Origin of the sequence: Micromonospora mangrovicola, assembly GCF_047200535.1 — a bacterium.
Taxonomy (GTDB): Bacteria; Actinomycetota; Actinomycetes; order Mycobacteriales; family Micromonosporaceae; genus Micromonospora.
This window is the reverse complement of the sequence record NZ_JBJZOG010000120.1, coordinates 1-16,642: the sequence shown is the minus strand read 5'-3', so window position 1 is coordinate 16,642 and position 16,642 is coordinate 1. Positions and strand designations below refer to the sequence as shown.

Below are 16,642 nucleotides of genomic sequence, written 5' to 3'. Positions count from 1 at the left end.
CCCGTCAAATGCGGTCCCGCGGGAAACGCCGCCAGCCAGGCGGCGGCGACCCCGCAGGAGGCAAAGCAGAGAACTCAGCGGCGCTGGACGGCCTCGCGCAGCTGGCGGAACAGCGTGGCGGAATCGTCGACGGACCGGCCCGGGAACATCGCCATCACCACGCTGCCGTGGTCGGCCCAGCCGCACACCGCGAAGTCGCCGCCGTCACCGCCGGTCGTGCCGCACTTCATCACGCCGCCCAGCCGTCCGGCGTTCACCTCGCGGAGAGCGGTGACCTTGCCGGTGTCGTCCGCCATCAGCCCGAAGAGGCTGTCCAGGTCGCGCTCCGGCTGCCAGAGCAGGGTCGTGCCGCCGAAGATGAGCACCGACCGCTTCGCGTCCGCCGGGTCTCCGTAGACCGTGCCGAAGGTCCGGTCCAGGTCGATGTCGGCGGCGAGGCCGTCGCGGAGGTAGTCCGCGGTCGTCCGGGCCCGCTCGCTGTCGTCCCGGGTCAGCCCGGCGACCTTCACCGGCGGGTTCAGCGAGGTGTCCTTCTGCGCCAGGACCCGCCAGCCGCCGACGCCGAGCGCACCGAGACCGGCGAGGCCGACGACCAGCGCGGCGCCGAGGGCGATCCGGCGCCGGCGTGAGGCCGGGCGGGCCGGCTCAGGCTCCAGCGCCGGGTCGCGGCGGCTCAGGCGGATCGGCTCGTCGGTCAGATCGACGGGCTCGGAGCCGTCGTCGACCGGGCGCTCGGTGAGATGTGCGTCGGACATGTCCGCCACCGTACGCGAACAGGAGGTGGCGCACGTCGGGTCTTCGAAAGCGCTCCGTAGACTTTCAGGGTGACCGAGAGACTGGACGCCCGACGCCCCGACGCCCCGACCCTTGCCGGCCAGTACCAGCCCGGCGAGGTAGAGCAGCGACGGTACGAGCAGTGGGTAGCCGCCGGCCACTTCCGGGCTTCGGCGGACAGCGACAAGCCCCCCTTCACCATCGTCATCCCGCCACCGAACGTGACCGGCTCGCTGCACATGGGCCACGCATTCGAGCACACCCTGATGGACGCGCTGAGCCGGCGCAAGCGGATGCAGGGCTACGAGGCGCTCTGGCTGCCCGGCATGGACCACGCCGGCATCGCCACCCAGAACCTGGTGGAGCGGCAGCTCGCCGGCGAGGGCCTGTCCCGGCACGACCTGGGCCGGGAGAAGTTCGTCGAGCGGGTCTGGCAGTGGAAGGCCGAGTCCGGCGGCGCGATTCTGGGCCAGATGCGGCGCCTCGGCGACGCGGTCGACTGGGACCGCGAGCGCTTCACCATGGACGAGGGTCTGTCCCGCGCCGTCCAGACCATGTTCAAGAAGCTCTTCGACGACGGCCTGATCTACCGGGCGAACCGGATCATCAACTGGTGCCCGCGCTGCCTCACCGCGCTGTCGGACATCGAGGTGGAGCACACCGACGACGAGGGTGAGCTGATCTCGATCCGCTACAGCGACGAGGTCGTGGTGGCCACCACCCGGGCCGAGACCATGCTCGGCGACACCGCCGTCGCGGTGCACCCGGACGACGAGCGGTACCAGCACCTCATCGGCACCGAGGTGGCCCTGCCGCTCACCGACCGGCGGATCCCGATCGTGGCCGACCCGCACGTCGACCCCAGCTTCGGCACCGGCATGGTCAAGGTGACCCCGGCGCACGACCCGAACGACTTCGAGATCGGCCAGCGGCACGACCTGCCGGCCCTGACGATCATGGACGAGCGGGGCATCATCACCGCGCCGGGACCGTTCGAGGGCCTGGACCGGTACGAGGCCCGGCCGGCGATCGTCGCGGCGCTGCGCGAGCAGGGCCTGATCGTTGCCGAGAAGCGGCCCTACGTGCACGCGGTCGGGCACTGCTCGCGGTGCAAGACCACGGTCGAGCCGCGGCTGTCGCTGCAGTGGTTCGTCAACACCGCCCCGCTGGCCAAGGCCGCCGGCGACGCGGTCCGCGACGGCCGGGTGAAGATCGAGCCGGCCGAGCTGGCCAAGCGCTACTTCGCCTGGGTCGACAACATGCACGACTGGTGCATCTCGCGGCAGCTCTGGTGGGGCCACCGCATCCCGGTGTGGTACGGCCCGGACGGCGAGATCGTCTGCGTCGGTCCCGACGAGCAGCCGCCGACCGGCGAGGGCTGGCGGCAGGACGAGGACGTCCTCGACACCTGGTTCTCCAGCGGCCTGTGGCCGTTCTCCACCCTGGGCTGGCCCGAGCAGACCCCGGACCTGGCGAAGTTCTACCCGACCAGCGTGCTGGTCACCGGCTACGACATCCTCTTCTTCTGGGTCGCCCGGATGATGATGTTCGGCCTGTACGCGATGGACGGCGTCCAGCCGTTCGACGTGGTCGCCCTGCACGGCATGGTCCGCGACGAGCACGGCAAGAAGATGTCGAAGTCGTTCGGGAACGTGGTGGACCCGCTGGACTGGATCGACCGGTTCGGCGCCGACGCCACCCGGTTCACCCTGGCCCGCGGCGCCAACCCCGGCCAGGACGTGCCGGTCAGCGAGGAGTGGTGCCAGGGCTCCCGCAACTTCTGCAACAAGCTCTGGAACGCCACCCGGTTCGCGTTGCTGAACGGCGCGCACACCGACGGGCCGCTGCCCGGGGCGGGCACGCTGTCGACCGTCGACCGCTGGATCCTGTCCCGGCTGGCGCACGTCACCGCCGAGGTGGACGAGCAGTTCGAGGCGTACGAGTTCGCCAAGGTGTGCGACCTGCTGTACCACTTCGCCTGGGACGACGTCTGCGACTGGTACGTGGAGCTGAGCAAGCCGGTGCTCGCCGAGGGCGGCCCGGCCGCCGAGGCCACCCGGCGGGTGCTCGGGCACGTGCTGGACCAACTGCTGCGGCTGCTGCACCCGGTCATCCCGTTCGTCACCGAGGAGCTGTGGAGCGCGCTCACCGGCGGGCAGACGGTGATGAAGGCGGCCTGGCCAATGGCCGACCGTACTGTCGTCGACGACGCCGCGGAGAGCGAGGTCGGCACCCTGCAGCGGGTGGTGACCGAGATCCGCCGGTTCCGCTCGGACCAGGGGCTGCGTCCGACCCAGCGGGTGGCGGCCCGGCTGGACGGCCTCGCCGGCGCGGGCATCGCCGCGCACGAGCCGCTGATCCGGTCGCTGGTCCGGCTCGACGCGGCCGGGGACGACTTCCAGGCCAGCGCCACCCTCGCCATGCCGGGCGAGGTGAGCGTCGCGCTGGACACCCGGGGCTCGATCGACGTCGCCGCCGAGCGGGCCCGGCTCACCAAGGACCGGGCGGCCGCCGAGAAGGAGGTCGCGCAGGCGCGGGCGAAGCTGGACAACCCGGCGTTCGTCGGCAAGGCGCCCGAGCACGTGGTCGCCAAGATCCGGGAGCGCCTCGTGGTCGCCGAGGCGGACCTGGTCCGAATCGACGCTGCTCTGGAGGCGCTGCCCTCGTGACCGACCGCACCGAATTCGCCGAGGTGGAGGCCGCGCTCAACGCGCGCGGCTTCACCCGCATGCACTTCGACCTGGAAAAGATCGAGACCCTGCTCGACCTGCTCGGCAGCCCGCAGCGGGCGTACCCGTCGATCCACCTGACCGGGACGAACGGCAAGACCTCCACAGCCCGGATGATCGACTCGCTGCTGCGGGCGTTCGGGTTGCACACCGGCCGCTACACCAGCCCGCACCTGGAGACCGTCCGGGAGCGGATCAGCCTCGACGGCGAGCCGGTCGGCGAGGAGCGCTTCGTCGCCACCTATCGGGAGGTGGCACCGCTGGCCGAGCTGGTCGACCAGCGCTCCGCCGAGCCGCTGACCTACTTCGACATGACCACCGCGCTGGCGTTCGCCACGTTCGCCGACGCGCCGGTCGACGTCGCGGTGGTCGAGGTGGGGCTCGGCGGCGCGGAGGACGCGACCAACGTGATCCAGGCCGGGGTGGCGGTACTGACCCCGATCGGGCTGGACCACACCGAGTGGCTCGGCGACACCATCGAGGACATCGCGCTGCACAAGGCGGGCATCATCCACAAGGGCGCCACGGTGATCGCGGCGGCGCAGGAGGAGGAGGCCGCCCGGCCGATCCTGGAGCGCTGCGCCGAGGTCGGTGCCACCATCGCCCGGGAGGGCTCCGAGTTCGGCGTGCTGCGCCGGGCGGTCGCCGTCGGCGGCCAGGTGCTCACCATCCAGGGTCTGGGCGGGGTGTACGAGGAGATCTTCATCCCGCTGCACGGTGCCCACCAGGCGCAGAACGCGGCGGTGGCGCTCGCCGCCGTGGAGGCGTTCCTCGGGGCCGGGGCGCGGCGGCAGCTCGACATCGAGGCGGTCCGGGAGGGCTTCGCCGCCGCCAGCTCGCCGGGGCGGCTGGAGAAGGTGCGGACCGCCCCGACCATCCTGCTCGACGGCGCGCACAACCCGCACGGAATGGCCGCCACGGTCACCGCGCTCCAGGAGGAGTTCGCGTTCAGCAAACTGGTCGGCGTGCTCGCCGTGCTCGGCGACAAGGACGCGGCCAGCCTGCTGGAGCTGCTCGAGCCGGTGCTCGACTCGATCGTCGTCACCCGCAACAGCTCGCCCCGGGCGATGCCCGTCGACGAGCTGGCCGCGTTGGCCCGGGAGGTCTTCGGCCCGGAGCGGGTGCAGGTCGCCGAGGAGATGCCGGACGCCATCGAGTCCGCCGTCGCCGAGGCCGAGTCCGACGTCCCGGGCGAGTTGGCCGGGGTCGGGGTGCTGATCACCGGGTCGGTGGTGACCGTGGCCGACGCCCGCCGGCTGCTCAAGCGATGACCGGCCCGGAGGGTCCGGACCAGGAGGTCCGGACCGACGGCGAGGCGCCGCGGCAGCGGCGGTCCGGGTTGCGCGACCCCCAGCGGGCCGCCCGCGGGCTGGGCGCCGGCACCCTCGCGCTGGAGGCGCTGGTGCTACTGCTGGCGATCCAGCCGATCCGGGTGGTCGGCGGGCACCTCGGCGGCGCCGCCATCGCCGCGATCGTGGCGCTGGCGGTCGCCTGCGTACTGCTGGCCGGCCAGATGAAGCGGCCCTGGGCCTGGCACGCGGGCACCGTCCTACAGGGCCTGTTGCTGCTCTCCGGGCTGCTGCACTGGTCGCTGTTCGTGCTGGGCGTCATGTTCGCCCTGGTGTGGGCGTACGCGCTGCACGTGCGGCGGGTCATCCTCGAGTGACCGGCCGCCGTCGCCCGGCGGCGGGGCTCAGGCGTCGGCGAGGCTGCGCCACTGGGTGAGTGCCACGCCGTGCCCGTCCGGGTCTTTGAAGGCGGCCGCCCACACCTCCAGCTTGGTGCCCCGGTTCACCACGCGCGGGGGGTAGGTGAACCGGACGCCGGAGTCGCGTAACCGCTGGTAAGCGGCCTGGATGTCGTCGACCTCGAGGTTGACGTGGACCAGCCGGCGGCTGATCGGGGCGGCCTCGGTGACCTCACGCAACACCAGCCGGGTCGGCCCGGAGGCGAGGACGGCGTTGCCGGCACCCCGGTCCAACTCCTCGAAGCCGAGGTCGCGGTAGAAGTCGAGGGACCGGGCCAGGTCGGTGACGAGCAGGGTGATCCCGACGCCGCTGATCGGGCTGCCGGCCATCTCGGCGGGCTCGTCGCCGGCCACGCCGAAGATGGCCTCGTCCAGCTCCTCCGGGCTCGGGGCCGCCCCGGCGGTCGGCTCGTCCAGCGGGACGTCGACCGCCTCGGCCGGCGCCGTGTCGAACCGCTCCTCGGCGGGCGCGCGCGGGGCCGGGGCGCGGCGGGGCAGCTGGCTGGCCGTCATCGGTTCGACCAGTTCGCCCTCCAGCACCCTGGGGCCGCCGGGACGCTGGTGCACCACGACCGGCTCGCGCTCCTCGGGCTGCCCACCGACGTCGTCGAGGAGGGGGTCCGGCGCGGGCGGGAAGTCCTCCCGGAAATCGTCCTCCGGGGCCCGGTCGGCCCACGGCGGGGCCTCCTGCGCGATCAGCACCTCCTCGGCCGGGTCCGGGCCGGCGTACTCCGGCGGGAGGTCGGCGACCGCGGTGGCGTTCTCGGCGTGGGTGGGCACCTCGTCCCAGAGCACGCGGACGTGCCGCTGGTCGTCGAGGGCGACCCGGACGGGCAGGGCCTGGCCCAGCGACGGCCACTTGGCGACCGGGACCCGAGGCTCGATGATCTTCTTGGACCGGGGTGGTAGCCCCGGCGCGTCGATCACCAGTTGCAGCTCGCAGCGGCCGAAGGCGTACTGCGTGGGCGGCTCGGAGGCGCTGTGCACGTGGCCCAGCCCCACCACCCAGGTGCGCCCGCCGCCGCGGATGGTGGCCAGGGCGATTGCCAGCACGAGCAGCGCAACGCCGAGCGCCACGATTGCCCAGCTCGTCATCCCCAGCCCGAACAGCACGATGAAGGTCGCCACAGTGCCCAGCACCGCGCCGATGAGCTTGCGCACCGGCGCGATGGTTCGGTTCCCGCCATTCGCCACAGTGGACCTCCCAGGGGTTCCAGGGCCAGGCTAGGCCGGACCGGCGACCGAGGGAAAGAGCGGCCGCCGACCTGGCGCCGGGACCGGGTCGCTACGCTGACCGTACCCAGCCCGACCCGCTTCCGCGCACAGGAGGAACCCAGCGTGTCCAGCAGCAGCCCGGACGAGCGCACGCTCGTACTGATCAAGCCCGACGCGGTCCGCCGCGGCCTGGTCGGCGAGATCATCTCCCGTTTCGAGCGCAAGGGCCTGCGGATCGACGCCATGGAGACGCGGACCCTGGACGGCGACTTCGCCGACCAGCACTACGCGGAGCACGTGGACAAGCCGTTCTACCCGCCGCTGAAGGCGTTCATGACCGGCGGTCCGCTGGTGGCCCTGGTGCTCTCCGGCGACCAGGTGATCGAGGTGGTGCGCGGGATGATCGGCAGCACCGACGGCCGCAAGGCCGCCGCCGGCACCATCCGGGGCGACCTCTCCCTCTCCAATCGGGAGAACCTGGTGCACGCCTCCGACTCGGCCGACAGCGCCAAGCGCGAGATCGCGCTCTGGTTCCCCGCGCTGGGCTGACCTCGTCGCACCGACGGCCCCGTCCCGCTTGCCGGGGCGGGGCCGTCGTGCGTGCTCAGCCGGGTAGGCGGGTCAGCTTGTCGGGGTTTCCGACCAGGTAGAGGCCGGTGATGCGCCCGTCGGTGGCGGTGAGGGCGAGCGTGTAGCGCACGCCGGTCGGCCAGGTCAGCAGCAGCGCGGGGGCGCCGTTCAGCTCGACCGGCTCGGCCGCCACGCCGGGCCGGCCGCGGCGGCCGTAGATGCCGGCGAAGAACCGGGCGATGCGGTCCGCCCCGTGGACCGGGTTGCGGGCCGCGCTGACCCGCCCGCCGCCGTCGCTCCACGCGGTGGCGTCGGCGGCGACCAGGTCGGTGAGCCGGGCCAGGTCGCCCTCGTGGGCGGCGGCGAGGAAGGCGTCCAGCAGCCGCTTCTGCTCGGCCGGTTCGGCGGTGAAACGCCGGCGTTCGTCGGCGAGCCGGGCCGCTGCCCGGTGCTGCAGCTGGCGACAGTCCGCCGCGGACCGGTCCAGCAGTTCGGCGATCTCGGCGTACGGCAGGGCGAAGGCGGTGTGCAGGACGTACACCGCCCGCTCCGGCGGGGTGAGCCGTTCCAGCAGGTGCAGCAGGGCGGTGGAGAGCGAGTCGCGCAGTTCGACGCTGTCCAGCGGCCCGAACGGCGACGGGTCGGTGGGCACCGGCTCGGGCAGCCACGGGCCGACGTACGTCTCCCGGGCGGCCTGCCGGGCCCGCAGCCGGTCCAGCGCCAGCCGGGTGACCACCCGGGACAGGTACCGGCGGGGCTCGGCGACCGACTCCCGGTCGACGTCGAGCCAGCGCAGGTACGCCTCCTGGAGCACGTCCTCGGCGTCGTGCAGGCTGCCGAGCAGCCGGTAGGCCAGCCCGAGCAGCATCGGCCGGTGCGCAGTGAGCGCACCGGCCGCCTGCGTCGCCGCCGAGAGGGTCACTCCTCGGTCGGCGGCTGTGCCTGGCTGGTCACCGCGATCCGATTCCACACGTTGATTGTGGCGATCGCGACGACCAGGTCGGCCAGTTCCTTCTCCGACCAGACCTTCGCGGCGGAGTCCCACACCTCGTCCGGCACGCCGTGCTGGCCGAGCCGGGTGACCGCGTCGGTCAGCGCCAGCGCGGTCCGCTCCCGCTCGTCGAAGAACGGCGCCTCCCGCCACGCCGCCACCGCGAACAGCCGCCGGCTGGACTCCCCGGCCGCGAGCGCGTCCCGGCTGTGCATGTCCACGCAGAACGCGCAGCCGTTGAGCATCGACGCCCGCAGCTTCACCAGCTCCAGCACGGTGTGGTCCAGGTTGGCGTGGAGGTACTTCTCCAGCCCGAGCACCGCCTGGTACGCCTCGGGCACCACCGCCGCCATGTTGATCCGGCTCATCCCGTCCTCCTCGTCGTCGTTCGTACGCCGGTACGACGGAAACGGCCCGGCCCGGCGTGACGACGAGAGGGTGTGACGGCCGACACGGGGAGCTGTCCGGCGCGTCCTGGGGGGATCGGGCCGGACAGCTTCCCGGGCCGGCCGGTGCTGCGGTGCTCACGCTAGGGGCGGACGGCCGTCGGGCGCCATGGGAGATCCTCACCGACGACCGGTACACCGAGAAGCGGGTGGACGTGCTCGCCGCGCGGGCCCGGCAGGCGTTCCACGAGTGGCTGCCGGTGGCCGCCGGCGGGCCGCTCTACCGCCGGCTGCCGTACGGGCCGCTGCTGGACGTCTTCGTCCTCGACATGCGCACGTACAAGGACGCCAACGACGGCAACACGTACGCCGACCCGGGGCGCGGCCTGCTCGGCCGCGAGCAGCGGGAGTGGCTGATCCGCGAGCTGACCCGGTCCCGGGCGACCTGGAAGGTGATCGCCAACGACCTGCCGCTCGGTCTGGTGGTGCCGGACGGTCCCGGCGCGCAGGAGGGGGTGGCGCAGGGCGACCCCGGCGCGCCGGCCGGCCGGGAGCTGGAGTTCGCCGAGGTGCTGCGGGCCGCACACTCGGCCGGGGTCACCGGCATCGTCTTCCTCACCGCCGACGTGCACTACACCGCCGCGCACTACTACGACCCGGCGCGGGCGGCGGTCGGCGACTTCAGTCCGTTCTGGGAGTTCGTCTCCGGGCCGGCGCACGCCGGCGCGTTCGGCCCGGACGCGCTGGACGGCACGTTCGGCCCGCAGGCGGTGTTCACCCACGCCCCGCCGCGCGCCAACACCTCTCCCGCCGAGGGCTTCCAGCACTTCGGGGAGGTCTCCATCGACGGCGACTCCGGCGACCTGACGGTGCACCTGCGCGACCGCGCGGGCGCCTCGCTCTGGACCACGACCCTCCCGGCCCCCCGCTAGCCCCGGACGACCATGAGGTTGGCGGCGAGGTTGATCTCGGGAAGTGCCGCCAACCTCATGGTCAACGGGGGCTGGGTGGGGTCACATGGTGTCGAGGGAGGCGGTTCGGCGGGATTCGGCTTCGAAGAGCTTCAGGAGGGCGGCGGCCAGGACCGCGTAGCCGAGGCCGACGGCGGCTTCGGCGGCGAGTGCGGGGGCCGCCGCCGCGAAGCCCTCGCCGGCCGCGAGCCGGCGGGCGGCCTGCACGGCGTGGGTGATGGGTAGCGCCTCGCCCACCGCGCGCATCCAGCCGGGCAGCCCGACGGCGGGCACGTTCACGCCGGTGAGCAGGAGCAGCAGCGCCACCGAGACGTTGGAGACCACCCAGACGTCCCGGAACCGCAGACCCAGCGCACCCAGGGTGAGGCCGAAGAACCCGCAGGACAGCGCCGCCACCGCCAGCGTCGCCAGCAGCGCCGGCAGGGCCTGCGACGGCATCCGCAGGCCGAGCAGCAGCGACCCGACGGTCAGCGTGCTCACCGCGATGAGCAGGCCGTTCCCGGCGTACGGGAGGACCCGGCCGAGGAAGACGGCGGTGCGGCTGCGCGGGGAGAGCAGCACGTGCCCGAGGGTGCCGAAGCGCCGCTCGTTGGCGACCGCCATGGTGCCGCCGAAGACGCAGGAGAGCGAGGCGGCCAGCACCGCGTTGCCGACGATGTAGAACCGGTCGTCGGCGACCCCGAGCTGCCGGCCCAGGTACGCGAAGAAGAGCAGCTGGAAGATCGGACCGACCAGCAGCGACCCGATGAACATCGCCGGGGTGGTCCAGTTGAACAGGGCCCGGTAGGCGATCACGCCGCCGGTGCCGACCAGCCGGAAGAGTGCGGTCATCGTCGTCCCCCTCAGGCCAGCGCGAGGGTCGCCGCGGCGCGGGCCCGTCGCTCGACGTAGGTCATCATCAACGCGCCGGCGACCAGGCAGCCGGCGCTGATCGCCAGGCAGACGCCGAGGGCGGGCCAGACCGGCCCGCCGCTGGCCGCCTCCTGCACCGCGCGGGCGCCCCAGGTGGTGGGCAGCGCGGCGGCGATCGGGCCGGTCCAGCCGGGCAGCACGGTGAGCGGCACGAGCATCCCGGAGACCAGCCAGATCGGGTACTCCAGCGTGTTGGTCAGCGCGTTGGCGTTGCGCATCAGCACGAACGTGGAGGCGAGCAGCAGGCCGAACATCCCCAGCCCGAGGATGCAGCCGGGGACCGCGACCAGGAAGAGCAGCGGGTGCGCGAAGTCCAGCGGTACGCCGTAGAGCAGCCGGCCCCAGAGCAGGGTGGCGAGCATGGCGTACGTGCCGGTGACCGCGGTGGCCAGGGTGATCGGCAGGATCATCAGCGCCGGTGGACGGGGCGCCAACATGATCATTTCCAGCGTGCCCTGCCAGCGTTGCCGCTGGATGGCGCCGCCGGAGCCGAAGAGCACCGACGACCAGACCCCCATCAGCCCGGCCCCGACCGCCGCCTCCAGCAGGCGGCCCGGCTCGCCGCCGGCCCGGAACAGGTACACCGCCAGGGTCGCCTGCACCACCGGGACGATCAGCGCGGTGGCGATCTCGAACGAGGAGCGGCTGAGCTGCTTGGTGTGCAGCAGCAGACCCACCCCGATCATGCGCAGCAGGTTCACGCCGGCACCGCCTCGACCGGCCGGGCCGGGGTGTCGACCCGGTTGACGATCGCCACGTACGCGTCCTCCAGCGTGGGCCGGCGGGCGCTGACCCGACCCAGCCGGACCCCGTCCAGCTCGCGCAGCACGTCCGCCTGCACGTCCACCCCCGCGTCGGACTGCACCGTCAGCACCTGGGCCGCGCCGGTGACCGTCACGCTCGCCTCGCGGACCCCGGGCAGGGCGTGGATCGCCGCGAGCTGAGCGTCGGTCACCCCGTACGCCTCGACCTCCAGCACCTGCCGGCCGTCGGCGTGGTGCCGCAGCTCGGCGGGGGTGCCGAGGGCCTGGATGATGCCGGCGGCGATGACCGCGATCCGGTCGCAGAGCTCGTCGGCCTCGGCCATGTAGTGGGTGGTCAGCAGCACGGTCGTGCCGGTGGCGGCCAGGTCGGCGACGGTCTGCCGCAGCTCCCGGGCGGCCACCGGGTCCACCCCGATGGACGGTTCGTCGAGGAACAGCACCTGCGGCCGGTGCAGCAGGCCCCGGGCGATGTGCAGGCGCTGCCGCATGCCCCGGGAATAGCCCTCCACCCGTTCGTGCTCCCGGCCGGCGAGCCGGACCAGCTCCAGCAGCTCGGCGATGCGCCGCTTCTGCTCCCGTCCCGGCACGCCGTACAGCTCGGCGAAGTAGCGCAGGTTGTCCAGGGCGGAGAGCCGGTCGTAGAGGCCCCGGTCGCCGCCGAAGACGTAACCGATCCGCCGGCGTACCTCCCGGGTCTGCGTGACCACGTCGTGGCCGCAGATCCGGGCGGTGCCGGCGGTCGGGATGAGCAGCGTGTTCAGCAGCTTGATGGTGGTCGTCTTCCCGGCGCCGTTCGGTCCCAGCAGGCCGAACAGCTCCCCGTTGCCGACCGTCAGGTCGACGCCGCGGACCGCCTCCACCTCCCGGCGCTGGGGTCGTAGCCATCCCGTCCGGCTGCGGTAGGTGCGGCGCAGCCCGGCCGCCTCGATCGCGTATTCGCTCATTACCGGGAATCTAGGGACGAGCGGCGGCCCGGGGAAACGAATTCGGTGTGGGCCGAATCCTCAGGCGGAGGCGGTCGTCGACTCGGCTCCGATCAGGGTGACCAGGGCCAGGCCGGCGGGTTCCAGGCCGTACAGCACCCGCCGGCCCACCCGGCGGCGGTGCACCACGCCGGCGGCCAGCAGCGTGGCGAGGTGCTCCGAGACGGTGCTCGGGGCGAGCCCCAGGGTGGCGGCGAGCCCGGCGGTGGTGGCCGGCCGGGCCAGGGCGCGCAGCACCTGCGCCCGCCCCCGGCCGACGAGGACCGCCAGCCGGTCGGTGTCCCCACCGGCGGGCCGTCGGACGGGACCGGTCTCGGCCAGCACGGCGGCGCCCCGGGCCTGGTAGGAGACCGCGACGATCTCCGGGTGGTCGGTGGAGCAGGCCAGCGCGCCCCGCGAGAAGATCAGCGGGATCAGCAGCAGCCGCTGGTCGGCCGCCCGGAAACTGTGCTGCAACGGCTTGGCCAGGGTGAGCATCGGCCGCTCCCAACGCACCCGGTCGTGCAGGTCGGCCAGGAGCGCGTCGGGGCCGTCCGTGGCGAGCGCCCGGGCCCGGTGCAGCACCTCCTCGTCGAGCGCCGCCCGCATCGCCGGCCACCAGGGCGCGATCGCCGCGTCCCAGTACGCCTGGACGCTGTCGGCGAGCCGGTCCAGCGCGGCCTGCCGGTCGGTGACGAACGGCCGCAGCCAGTCCGGCAGGTTGCCCGGGTCGTGGTAGCGGGAGACCTGCTCGGCGATCAAATCGGCCGGGGTGGCCCGCAACAAGGCCAGCTCCTCGGCCAGGCTGGGGGCCGGCGACGGCGGGATCGGGGTGAGGAAGTCGGGGGAGCGGGGGTCGGCGGTGAGCAGCCGCAGCGCTGCGGTCGCGGGCACCTCGGCCAGCACCCGGCGGGCGTGCCGGGCCCACCCGGTGTACGGCCAGGGCACTTCCTCGGGATGGCGCTTGAGCAGGTAGAGGCTGGTCAGCACCTCCCAGAGCGGGCTGATGGCGATCCGGGTACGGGCCAGCGTGGGCTCGTCCAACTCGATCCGGATCACCTGGTCAGCCTAGCCGCGCGGCGCTGCCGGGCACGTTCCCGCCGCCGCCCGTGCGGTCAACCGGGGCCCGTCCCGTACCGGAGGCGCCGACGGGGCCTCTTCCTCTCGCGTCGCGCGGATACTCGGGGGCGGGCCGGCGGTGTGGTCGAGTACGCTTGACGGCACACAGGCGACGACCCGGCCATCACCGGCGAGCCTCCGGAAGAACAGCCGGGTGACCGGCCCAGTAGAACCGGACGGGACGGCCCGTCACAGCCGGCCAACGAGCGGGCGGTCGCACCTTGACCGCCAAGCGGGGTGGTACCGCGGGCCTTGCCCCGGGCGCGCCGGAAGGCGTACCGGGAACGGGCTCGTCCTCGCAGACCCACGGACCGTGAGCTGCTGAGGAGAGCGACCCCCGATGGCCTATCCGTTGCACGACCCGACCGCCGCCGGTGTGCCGGCGAGCCCGGACCTGCCCGCGGTCGAGCGCCGGGTCCTGGAACACTGGACGGCCGACAAGACCTTCGAGGCCAGCGTCGAGGCCCGCCCGGCCGGGGAGAACGGCAAGAACGAGTACGTCTTCTACGACGGCCCGCCGTTCGCCAACGGCCTGCCGCACTACGGCCACCTCTTCACCGGGTACGTCAAGGACGTGGTGCCGCGCTACCAGACCATGCGCGGCAAGCACGTCGAGCGCCGGTTCGGCTGGGACTGCCACGGCCTGCCGGCCGAGGTGGTGGCCGAGAAGCAGCTCGGCATCACCAGCAAGGCGGAGATCCTCGACCTCGGCGTGGCCCGGTTCAACGAGGCCTGCCGCACCTCGGTGCTGGAGTTCACCCAGGACTGGGAGCGGTACGTCACCCGGCAGGCCCGCTGGGTCGACTTCGCCAACGACTACAAGACGCTCGACCTGGACTACATGGAAAGCGTCATGTGGGCCTTCCGGACCCTGCACGACAAGGGTCTGGTCTACGAGGGCTTCCGGGTGCTGGCGTACTGCTGGCGGTGCGAGACCCCGCTGTCGAACACCGAGACCCGGATGGACGACGTCTACAAGGACCGGCACGACCCGACGCTGAGCGTCTGGTTCGAGCTGACCGCGGACGAGTCGGCCCCCGAGCTGGTGCGTGGCCCGGTGCGGCTCGGCGTGTGGACCACCACGCCGTGGACGCTGCCGTCGAACCTGGCGCTCGCCGTCGGGCCGGACATCGAGTACGCGGTGCTGGAGCGGGACGGCTCCCGGTACGTGGTGGGTGCCGCGCGGCTCGGCGCGTACGCCAAGGAGCTGGAGGGGTACGAGCAGGTCGGCACGGTGTACGGCCGGGACCTGGTCGGCCGCCGCTACACCCCGCTCTACGACTTCCTGGTCGAGCAGGCCGGGGAGAACGCGTACCAGGTGCTCGGCGCGGAGTTCGTCACCACCGAGGACGGCACCGGGATCGTCCACCTGGCCCCGGCCTTCGGTGAGGACGACCAGAACACCTGCAACGCGGCCGGCATCCCGACCGTCGTCACGGTGGACGACCACACCCGGTTCACCGCGCTGGTCCCGCCGTACCAGGGCGAGCAGGTCTTCGACGTGAACAAGCCGGTGATCCGGGAGCTGAAGGAGCGGGGGGTGGTGCTCAAGCAGGACACCTACACCCACTCGTACCCGCACTGCTGGCGCTGCGACACCCCGCTGGTCTACAAGGCGGTGTCCTCCTGGTTCGTGGCGGTGACCAAGTTCAAGGACCGGATGGTCGAGCTGAACCAGGAGATCAACTGGACCCCGGGGCACATCAAGGACGGCTCGTTCGGCAAGTGGCTGGCCAACGCCCGCGACTGGTCGATCAGCCGGAACCGGTTCTGGGGCTCGCCGATCCCGGTGTGGAAGTCCGACGACCCGAACTACCCGCGGGTCGACGTGTACGGCTCACTGGCCGACCTGGAGCGGGACTTCGGCGTACGCCTGACCGACCTGCACCGGCCGGCGGTGGACGAACTGGTCCGCCCCAACCCGGACGACCCGACCGGGAAGTCGATGATGCGCCGGGTGCCCGAGGTGCTGGACTGCTGGTTCGAGTCCGGCTCGATGCCGTTCGCCCAGGTGCACTACCCGTTCGAGAACCGGGAGTGGTTCGAGCACCACTATCCGGGCGACTTCATCGTCGAGTACATCGGACAGACCCGCGGCTGGTTCTACACCATGCACGTGCTGGCCACCGCGCTGTTCGACCGTCCCGCGTTCCGCAACTGCCTCAGCCACGGCATCCTGCTCGGCTCGGACGGGCGCAAGATGTCCAAGAGCCTGCGCAACTACCCGGACGTGTACCACGTCTTCGACTCGTACGGGTCGGACGCGATGCGCTGGATGCTGATGTCCTCGCCGGTGCTGCGCGGCGGCGACATGTCGGTGACCGAGTCGGGCATCCGGGACGCGGTGCGTCAGGTGCTGCTGCCGCTCTGGAACGTCTGGTACTTCTTCTCGCTCTACGCCAACGCCGACGGGTACCGGGCGACGCGGCGGGTGGACTCCACCCACGTGCTCGACCGGTACGTGCTGGCGAAGACGAACGAGCTGGTGTCGACGGTCCAGGGGCAGATGGAGGCGTACGACATCTCTGGCGCCTGCGCCACCGTCCGGTCCTACCTGGACGCGCTGACCAACTGGTACGTGCGCCGCTCGCGGGACCGGTTCTGGTCCGGGGACGCGGAGGCGTTCGACACCCTGTGGACCGTGCTGGAGACGCTCTGCCGGGTGGTGGCGCCGCTCGCGCCGCTGACCGCGGAGGAGATCTGGCGCGGCCTCACCGGCGAGCGGTCGGTGCACCTGACCGACTGGCCGTCGGCGGACGAGTTCCCGGCCGACCGCGAGCTCGTCGCGGCGATGGACGGCGTCCGGGCGGTCGCCTCGGCGGCGCTGTCGCTGCGCAAGGCCAAGGGCCTGCGGGTCCGGCTGCCGCTGTCGAAGCTGACCGTGGCCTCGCCGGTCGCCGCCCAGCTGCGGCCCTTCGCCGACCTGGTCGCCGACGAGGTCAACGTGAAGGAGGTCGTCCTCACCGACGAGGTGTCCGCGTACTGCCAGCAGGTGCTGACCGTGGTGCCGCGGGCGCTCGGCCCCCGGGTCGGCAAGGCGGTGCAGCAGGTGATCAAGGCGGTCAAGGCGGGCGAGTGGGAGCTGGTCGACGGCGCTCCGGTCGCCGCCGGGGTCACCCTGGCCGAGGGCGAGTACGAGCTGCGCCTGGTCGCCGCCGACGCCGAGCACTCCGCGCCGCTGCCCGGCGGTGAGGGCGTGGTCGTGCTGGACACCGAGGTCACGCCGGAGCTGGCCGCCGAGGGGCTGGCCCGGGACGTGGTCCGGGTGGTGCAGCAGGCCCGGCGGGACGCCGACCTGGACGTCTCGGACCGGATCGTGGTGTCGGTCTCGGCGTCGGAGGAGGTGCGCGCGGCGGTGGCCGCGTACACCGACTTCGTGGCCCGGGAGGTGCTGGCCGACACGGTCGACTTCGCCGAGGGTGTCGACGGCTTCGCCGGTGAGGTCGGCGAGGGCGAGCGGGTGACGGTCGCCGTTCGGCGGGTATGAGGTGTTGACCGTGGT

General features: G+C 72.8%; 13 protein-coding genes and 1 pseudogene. 6 read left to right on the top strand and 8 right to left on the bottom strand.

Annotated features, from left to right (window positions below; translation table 11 throughout):
- Positions 1-74 precede the first annotated feature (74 nt).
- Entirely contained in the window at positions 75-755 is a 681-nt protein-coding gene (locus ACL02O_RS29855) for a hypothetical protein (protein ID WP_412821516.1), read from the bottom strand.
- 69 nt (positions 756-824) lie between these two features.
- Here ACL02O_RS29855 and ACL02O_RS29850 point away from each other — a divergent pair, with 69 nt between their 5' ends.
- Genes ACL02O_RS29850 through ACL02O_RS29840 form a run of 3 tightly spaced genes read left to right on the top strand, consistent with a single transcriptional unit; the run spans position 825 to position 5,169 of the window.
- Positions 825-3,443, top strand: a complete 2,619-nt coding sequence (locus ACL02O_RS29850; RefSeq protein WP_412821515.1) for a valine--tRNA ligase — start codon at positions 825-827, stop codon at positions 3,441-3,443.
- Complete coding sequence (locus tag ACL02O_RS29845) at positions 3,440-4,774, top strand: bifunctional folylpolyglutamate synthase/dihydrofolate synthase (RefSeq protein WP_412821514.1); 1,335 nt, start codon at positions 3,440-3,442, stop codon at positions 4,772-4,774. Before ACL02O_RS29850 ends, ACL02O_RS29845 begins: the two co-directional genes overlap by 4 nt.
- Positions 4,771-5,169: a DUF4233 domain-containing protein gene (locus ACL02O_RS29840; protein ID WP_412821513.1), complete on the top strand. Its 399-nt coding sequence runs from the start codon at positions 4,771-4,773 to the stop codon at positions 5,167-5,169. The genes ACL02O_RS29845 and ACL02O_RS29840 overlap by 4 nt, the downstream gene beginning before the upstream one ends.
- A gap of 27 nt (positions 5,170-5,196) precedes the next feature.
- On the opposite strand, the gene ACL02O_RS29835 is transcribed toward ACL02O_RS29840, so the two are convergent.
- The gene (locus ACL02O_RS29835) at positions 5,197-6,444 is read right to left on the bottom strand and encodes a VOC family protein (protein WP_412821512.1); all 1,248 of its coding nucleotides are present in this window, start codon (positions 6,442-6,444) and stop codon (positions 5,197-5,199) included.
- Positions 6,445-6,588: 144 nt separating this feature from the next.
- Between ACL02O_RS29835 and ndk the strand changes: the two genes are divergently transcribed.
- On the top strand, positions 6,589-7,014 hold the full coding sequence (gene ndk / locus ACL02O_RS29830; RefSeq protein ID WP_412821511.1) for a nucleoside-diphosphate kinase: 426 nt from the start codon (positions 6,589-6,591) through the stop codon (positions 7,012-7,014).
- 55 nt (positions 7,015-7,069) lie between these two features.
- Here ndk and sigJ read toward each other — a convergent pair whose 3' ends face one another.
- The gene (gene sigJ / locus ACL02O_RS29825; protein WP_412821510.1) at positions 7,070-7,957 is read right to left on the bottom strand and encodes an RNA polymerase sigma factor SigJ; all 888 of its coding nucleotides are present in this window, start codon (positions 7,955-7,957) and stop codon (positions 7,070-7,072) included.
- Positions 7,954-8,394, bottom strand: coding sequence for a carboxymuconolactone decarboxylase family protein (locus ACL02O_RS29820; protein WP_412821509.1), 441 nt, complete (start codon positions 8,392-8,394; stop codon positions 7,954-7,956). The genes sigJ and ACL02O_RS29820 overlap by 4 nt, the downstream gene beginning before the upstream one ends.
- A 185-nt stretch (positions 8,395-8,579) precedes the next feature.
- On the opposite strand from ACL02O_RS29820, the pseudogene ACL02O_RS29815 reads away from it, so the two are divergent.
- Positions 8,580-9,344 (top strand): annotated as a pseudogene (locus ACL02O_RS29815) (alkaline phosphatase D family protein); the annotation flags it as partial.
- A gap of 81 nt (positions 9,345-9,425) precedes the next feature.
- Here ACL02O_RS29815 and ACL02O_RS29810 read toward each other — a convergent pair.
- The 4 genes from ACL02O_RS29810 to ACL02O_RS29795 are packed head-to-tail and all read right to left on the bottom strand — an operon-like array spanning position 9,426 to position 13,080.
- A complete protein-coding gene (locus ACL02O_RS29810; protein ID WP_412821508.1) occupies positions 9,426-10,214 on the bottom strand; it encodes an ABC transporter permease in 789 nt (262 codons plus the stop codon).
- 11 nt (positions 10,215-10,225) lie between these two features.
- Positions 10,226-10,996 carry an ABC transporter permease gene (locus tag ACL02O_RS29805; protein WP_412821507.1) on the bottom strand — a complete coding sequence of 257 codons (771 nt, stop codon included), beginning with the start codon at positions 10,994-10,996 and terminating at the stop codon, positions 10,226-10,228.
- Complete coding sequence (locus tag ACL02O_RS29800) at positions 10,993-12,003, bottom strand: ABC transporter ATP-binding protein (RefSeq protein WP_412821506.1); 1,011 nt, start codon at positions 12,001-12,003, stop codon at positions 10,993-10,995. Before ACL02O_RS29800 ends, ACL02O_RS29805 begins: the two co-directional genes overlap by 4 nt.
- 60 nt (positions 12,004-12,063) lie before the next feature.
- A complete protein-coding gene (locus ACL02O_RS29795; protein WP_412821505.1) occupies positions 12,064-13,080 on the bottom strand; it encodes an ArsR family transcriptional regulator in 1,017 nt (338 codons plus the stop codon).
- Between the two features lie 400 nt (positions 13,081-13,480).
- Here ACL02O_RS29795 and ileS point away from each other — a divergent pair, with 400 nt between their 5' ends.
- Positions 13,481-16,627: an isoleucine--tRNA ligase gene (gene ileS, locus ACL02O_RS29790; RefSeq protein ID WP_412821504.1), complete on the top strand. Its 3,147-nt coding sequence runs from the start codon at positions 13,481-13,483 to the stop codon at positions 16,625-16,627.
- Positions 16,628-16,642 lie beyond the last annotated feature (15 nt).

Excerpts from the sequence above, each read along its gene's own strand:
- ACL02O_RS29855 (WP_412821516.1), bottom strand. The coding sequence starts at position 755 with ATGTCCGACGCACATCTCACCGAGCGCCCGGTCGACGACGGCTCCGAG.
- ACL02O_RS29840 (WP_412821513.1), top strand. The coding sequence starts at position 4,771 with ATGACCGGCCCGGAGGGTCCGGACCAGGAGGTCCGGACCGACGGCGAG.
- ACL02O_RS29820 (WP_412821509.1), bottom strand. The coding sequence starts at position 8,394 with ATGAGCCGGATCAACATGGCGGCGGTGGTGCCCGAGGCGTACCAGGCG.
- ACL02O_RS29810 (WP_412821508.1), bottom strand. The coding sequence starts at position 10,214 with ATGACCGCACTCTTCCGGCTGGTCGGCACCGGCGGCGTGATCGCCTAC.
- ACL02O_RS29800 (WP_412821506.1), bottom strand. The coding sequence starts at position 12,003 with ATGAGCGAATACGCGATCGAGGCGGCCGGGCTGCGCCGCACCTACCGC.
- ileS (WP_412821504.1), top strand. The coding sequence starts at position 13,481 with ATGGCCTATCCGTTGCACGACCCGACCGCCGCCGGTGTGCCGGCGAGC.